The organism is Mesorhizobium sp. M7A.F.Ca.CA.001.08.2.1 (assembly GCF_003998455.1).
In the GTDB taxonomy this organism is placed as follows: Bacteria; Pseudomonadota; Alphaproteobacteria; order Rhizobiales; family Rhizobiaceae; genus Mesorhizobium; species Mesorhizobium ciceri.
Genome location: NZ_RZPW01000426.1, coordinates 1 through 5,398 on the forward strand (window position 1 = coordinate 1; position 5,398 = coordinate 5,398).

Below are 5,398 nucleotides of genomic sequence, written 5' to 3' on the forward strand. Positions count from 1 at the left end.
GCCTGGGACTTCACATGGGCGATATAACTGCGCACGTCGCCGGCCGGCTCGCTATAGGCCTTGCCGAGCTTCTTCTCGATCGCCGCCACATAGTCCTTCGCCCATGTGGGCAAGGCATAGTCGATGACGGCCAGAAATTCGAGCGTCGCCGCCAGCCGGATATCGGCGATCGACGGATGCTTGCCGCCGATGAACGGCTTGCCGTCCCTGAAGAAGCTGTGAAACACTTCGAGCGGCTCGGCGATCGCGGTCATCGCCGCCTTCTGGGCTTCGGACTTCTTGTCGGGATGGGCGTCGCTGTGGCCGACCTCGCCGGCATAGTGCGGGAAGCCGAGCGCCGGATAGGTGGCGCGCGCCACATAGGGGTAGAGCGTGCCGATCAGGTAGAACATCGCACTGTCGACCATCGCCCGCTTGGCCGGCGCCTTCGGATAGAATTTCTCCAACCCGTGCTTGTTGGCGAGATACTGCATGATAGCGCAGCTTTCCCACAGCACGCCTCTGGGCAGGCCCTTGTCCTCGATCATCGGTGTCAAATGGGCGGGATTTCGCGCCATGAACTCCGGCGAACGGGTGTGGCCCCAGGCATCGGTCTCGGCGTGGTCGAAACCCGCCGCGCGCGCAAACACCCGCACGGTCATGTTGTTGACGCTGGGCTTCAGCATGCTGAGCTTCAGCGCCGGCTTCTTGGCCGGCTTGGCCTTGGCCCTGGGCGCGGCTTTTGCCGTCGCCTTCACCGCAGGCTTGGCGGCCGCCTTGGCTTTTGGCTTTGCCGCAGCTTTCGCCGCCGGCTTGGCGGCAGCTTTGACCGCGGATTTCCCGGCAGTCTTCGTCGCTGTCTTGGCCATCTTGTTCCTCCCTCTGGTCTGTTCAGTATGGGTTCTTCGGCGCCCGATCGTCCGACAGGGTGGCACGGGAACGCTCTACGAGCGTCTGGATCGCATCGGCGAGATGCACTTCGGCGATGTTGTAGTCGCCGCGCCCGACCCGCAACCTGTGCGCTTCCATCAGCACATCCGCATGGGTGAAGCCCGCCGGCGGTTCGAAGCGGTAGGACGCCAACTCGATCAGCAAGCCGAGCGGATCCTCGAAATAGATCGAATCCATGAAACCGCGATCCTTGACGCCGCTGTGCTTGATGCCGCGCTCGTCAAGCCGGGAGACCGCCTGCAGGAAGGTGACGCGCGACACCGAAAAGGCGATGTGGTGAACACAGCCCGGATCGGTCGGCGTGCGCCGCTTCTCCGGCGTCCGGCTCTCGTCGGTGAAGATAGTGATCAGCCGGCCGTCGCCGGGATCGAAATAGAGGTGGCTTTCCCTCGGCTTGTCGAGATTGGGCTGTTCGAAGATGAACGGCATGCCGAGCACGCCTTCCCAGAAATCGATAGAGGTCTGGCGCCCGGCGCCGACCAGCGTGATGTGATGGACGCCCTGCGATTGCAGCTTCTGCATTGGCCTTCCTCCCCCATGGATCAACTGGCCTTACGGACAGCGCGGCGTTCTGCGCGCCGCTGGAGCCGTACCCCAGGATCCATGATGTGATGCTAATGCAAACAGCTCCGCGGCGCCAGAAGCGACGAACGCGGTGACGCAACGGATAAAGCCGACTGATGGAAAGTGCGCCGTCCGCACTTCCGATGCCCGGCATCGGAAGCACGTACGCGCTGCGCTTTGGAGGCTGAGATCGGCGAATCCGGCCGATAGCCGACCGAATTGATGTACCGACTTACGAGCCGCTGCTGTTGACCGTAGTGCCGACGGTCGTGAAGATCCCGTTGAGCGAATTGCCAACCGCCCCGGCGCCGGTGATGATCGCGAGCGCGATGAGAGCCGCGATCAAGCCATACTCGATCGCGGTCGCGCCAGACTCGTCCCAAGCGAAACGACAAGCTATTTTCTGCATTTCAACCTCCTACAGCTACTAAAGCGAAAACTAATATTCGCCGTGAGTTGCGGGGACGTTAAGGTTCTCGGTTTCGCGTCCGTTAACATTTGCCAGACGAATGAAATAAAGGCCGGGTTGGTTGGTGCCACTGGGAGTTTTTAAGGCTGCGGCTACCTGTGCAGAGCGGGTTTCCCGGACGCCACAGTATCGAGGCTCCGCGACTTCAGAAACGAAATCGACGGCATCCTGCAAAGTTGTCGAAAAACTTGGTACGCCCAAGGGGAATCGAACCCCTGTTCCCGCCGTGAGAGGGCGGTGTCCTGACCGCTAGACGATGGGCGCGTTCAAGAACCGGCGATATAGGCTGAGCGCTGGGAAAAAGCAACTGGGGTTAGGCCGCTTTCCCCGGTCGAGGAAAAGCCGGCCGTCAGCCTATCGTTTCGGTTCGATCAGATCCCAGAGATTGCCATGCAGATCGGCGAAAACCGCCACCGTGCCGTAGGGCTCGAAGCGCGGTGCTTCGCGGAATTCGACGCCTTTCTCCAGCATCGCCGCGTGGTCGCGGGCAAAGTCGTCGGTTTCCAGGAACAGGAAGACACGGCCGCCGGTCTGATTGCCGATACTTTTGCTTTGCGCCTCGTCGGAAGCCTCGGCCAGCAGCAGCCTGGCGCCCTGCCCGTTGGCCGGCGCCACTGTGACCCAGCGCTTGCCGCCGCCGAGATCGACATTTTCGACGAGCAGGAAACCCAGCCTCTCGACATACCAGGCGATCGCCTCGTCATAATTGGCGACGACCAGGGCGACCGTGGCGACGCGACGATGTTCGGCGAACCCGCTCATCCCCGAGGCTTGCTCATGGGCCTGCTGCCGTTCATCGTTGCGGCTCGGTCACTTGTTGCGGATCGCAAAGCGGCCGATGAGGCGTCGCTCGGTGATGTCGTAGACGAAGATCGTCCGGCTGCCGTCGGCAAGCTCGGCGTCGATCGAGACACGGTTGCCGGACAGCGACTGGCTGACCACCTTGGCCCCGACCGGCAGCACGATGTCGCCGCTGACCGGTTCGCCGGCGGGTGTCTGGATATCCCCGGCCAGCGGCGGGTTCGCCGGCGGTGCATTGCGCGCTTTGTAGACAAGGGCGCCAATCACCACCATAAGGGCGAGGAACAGCAGGCCGAGATTGATCCCGACGAAGCGGACGAGTTTCCTGCGCACCTTTTCGACCTCGGGGTCGAGCGGCTTATCCTGGTCTTCTTCGGCGATCGGGCTGGCCATGGCAAACAGTTCCGGAACGGTTTTTCAATGAGCGCTCATAACGAAGAGGCCCCTGAATTGATAGAGGCGGTACCGACCGTGCTGGTGGCGGATGCGGACGCGGCCGGTCAGCGCCTCGACCAGTGGCTGGCGGCAAGGCTTGGTCCGGACATGTCACGCAGCCGCGTGCAGATGCTGATCAGGCAGGGCGCGGTCTCGGTCGACGGCAAGCCTGTCGATGAGACCAAGCGCAAGATGGCGCCGGGCGAAAGCGTGTCGGTTACCATGCCGGAGCCGGAGCCGGCGGAGCCGCAGGGCGAGAACATCGCACTCGATGTGCTTTATGAGGACGACGAGCTGATTGTCATCAACAAGCCGGCCGGGCTTGTCGTGCATCCCGGAGCGGGCAACTGGACCGGTACGCTGGTCAACGCGCTGATCCATCATTGCGGCGACAGCCTTTCCGGCATTGGCGGCGTGCGGCGGCCAGGCATCGTCCACCGCCTCGACAAGGAGACCAGCGGCGTCATGGTGGTCGCCAAGACTGACCGCGCCCACAAGTCACTCTCCGAGGCTTTCGCCGATCACGGCCTCACCGGCGATCTCGAACGTGCCTATCTGGCGCTGGTCTGGGGCATACCGCAGAGGCCGACCGGAAGGGTCGACGCGCCGCTCGGCCGCGCCGCCGACCGCGTGCGCCGTGCCGTGGTGCCGGAAGGACGCGACGACGCCCGCCATGCGGTCACCCACTTTGCCGTGCAGGAGCGCTTCGGCGAGAGCCAACAGGAGTTTGCCACGGCCAGCATGGTCGAATGCCGGCTGGAGACCGGCCGCACCCACCAGATCCGTGTCCACATGGCGCATATCGGTCATCCGGTGATCGGCGACCCCGATTATGGCCAGGCCTTCCGCACCAAGGCCAACCGGCTGCCGGAACCGCTGAAAAGCCAGGTCAAGGCATTTCCCCGGCAAGCTTTGCATGCCTGGCTCCTTGCATTTCGCCACCCCACTACCCATTTAACGATGAGGTTCGAGGCGCCGTTACCGAGGGACATGGAGGAACTCGTCGGCGGTTTTCGCAAATTCTGAACCCGTCACCGACAAACCATCAAAAAACCTGACTGACATTGTTCACTTCACCGTGACACACTGTTTCGTGTTGAACAAATGCCTGTCTTTTCTGGTTTTGTTCCTGTATAAGATCCGATGTCGCGGGCGAGCCTTTTGGTGCTCGCGTCACATGCCCGCCGCGTTTCGGGGGCATCACTCCAATAGAGAGGGGGCGCTATCATGGCCCAGTCACTACCCAGTATCGTTTCCGGCGAAGGCGGCCTCAGCCGCTACCTGGAAGAAATCCGCCGCTTTCCCATGCTGCAGCCGCAGGAAGAGTACATGCTCGCCAAGCGTTATGCCGAGCATGAAGACACCTCCGCTGCGCACAAGCTCGTCACCAGCCATCTCAGGCTCGTCGCCAAGATCGCCATGGGCTATCGCGGCTATGGCCTGCCGATCGGCGAAGTGATCTCGGAAGGCAATGTCGGCCTGATGCAGGCCGTCAAGAAATTCGAACCCGAGCGCGGCTTCCGCCTCGCGACCTATGCCATGTGGTGGATCAAGGCCTCGATCCAGGAGTACATCCTGCGCTCGTGGAGCCTGGTCAAGATGGGCACGACCGCCAACCAGAAGCGCCTGTTCTTCAACCTGCGCAAGGTGAAGGGCAAGATCCAGGCGCTCGACGACGGCGACTTGAAGCCCGACCAGATCGCCGAGATCGCCACCAGGCTGAACGTTTCCGAAGCCGAAGTGGTGTCGATGAACCGCCGCCTGTCGGGCGATGCCTCGCTCAATGCCCCGATCCGGGCGAGCGAAGGTGAGTCCGGCGAGTGGCAGGACTGGCTGGTCGACGACCACGAAAGCCAGGAAGAGATGCTGATCGAGCAGGACGAGCTGGAAAACCGGCGCGGCATGCTGTCGGGCGCTCTTGCCGTGCTCAACGAGCGCGAGCGGCGCATCTTCGAGGCCCGTCGCCTCGCCGAGGAGCCGCTGACGCTGGAAGAGCTTTCGTCCGAATTCGACATCAGCCGCGAGCGCGTGCGCCAGATCGAGGTGCGCGCCTTCGAGAAGGTGCAGGATGCGGTCAAGGCCGCCGCCAAGCGCCAGACCCAGGCGCTGCGCACCATTGAGGCGCAGCCCGCAGCCTAAAGCCGGCTAAAGGCAACAAGATCTAAAGGCGGCGCCAGGAAACTGGCGCCGCTTTTTTTC

At 62.7% G+C, this 5,398-nt stretch carries 7 protein-coding genes and 1 tRNA gene; 2 read left to right on the forward strand and 6 right to left on the reverse strand.

The genetic code is table 11. The features are described 5' to 3' along the window. From EN914_RS22705 to EN914_RS22730, 6 genes are all read right to left on the reverse strand, one after another. A partial coding sequence (locus EN914_RS22705) for a glutathione S-transferase family protein (protein ID WP_164778853.1) occupies nucleotides 1-848 on the reverse strand: 848 nt, incomplete at its 3' end. A gap of 22 nt (nucleotides 849-870) precedes the next feature. Beyond that, nucleotides 871-1,452, reverse strand: a complete 582-nt coding sequence (locus EN914_RS22710) for a VOC family protein (RefSeq protein ID WP_013529260.1) — start codon at nucleotides 1,450-1,452, stop codon at nucleotides 871-873. A 274-nt stretch (nucleotides 1,453-1,726) separates the two neighbouring features. Next, nucleotides 1,727-1,903, reverse strand: a complete 177-nt coding sequence (locus EN914_RS22715) for a Flp family type IVb pilin (RefSeq protein WP_013529259.1) — start codon at nucleotides 1,901-1,903, stop codon at nucleotides 1,727-1,729. A gap of 249 nt (nucleotides 1,904-2,152) precedes the next feature. Beyond that, nucleotides 2,153-2,227 (reverse strand) — tRNA-Glu (locus EN914_RS22720). A 90-nt stretch (nucleotides 2,228-2,317) separates the two neighbouring features. Beyond that, the gene (locus EN914_RS22725; protein WP_023810974.1) at nucleotides 2,318-2,725 is read right to left on the reverse strand and encodes a VOC family protein; all 408 of its coding nucleotides are present in this window, start codon (nucleotides 2,723-2,725) and stop codon (nucleotides 2,318-2,320) included. Between the two features lie 48 nt (nucleotides 2,726-2,773). Continuing rightward, the gene (locus EN914_RS22730) at nucleotides 2,774-3,157 is read right to left on the reverse strand and encodes a fimbrial protein (protein WP_013529257.1); all 384 of its coding nucleotides are present in this window, start codon (nucleotides 3,155-3,157) and stop codon (nucleotides 2,774-2,776) included. Between the two features lie 27 nt (nucleotides 3,158-3,184). Between EN914_RS22730 and EN914_RS22735 the strand changes: the two genes are divergently transcribed. Continuing rightward, nucleotides 3,185-4,225, forward strand: a complete 1,041-nt coding sequence (locus EN914_RS22735; RefSeq protein WP_024502999.1) for an RluA family pseudouridine synthase — start codon at nucleotides 3,185-3,187, stop codon at nucleotides 4,223-4,225. Nucleotides 4,226-4,426: 201 nt separating this feature from the next. Next, nucleotides 4,427-5,338: an RNA polymerase sigma factor RpoH gene (gene rpoH / locus EN914_RS22740; protein WP_013529255.1), complete on the forward strand. Its 912-nt coding sequence runs from the start codon at nucleotides 4,427-4,429 to the stop codon at nucleotides 5,336-5,338. Nucleotides 5,339-5,398 lie beyond the last annotated feature (60 nt).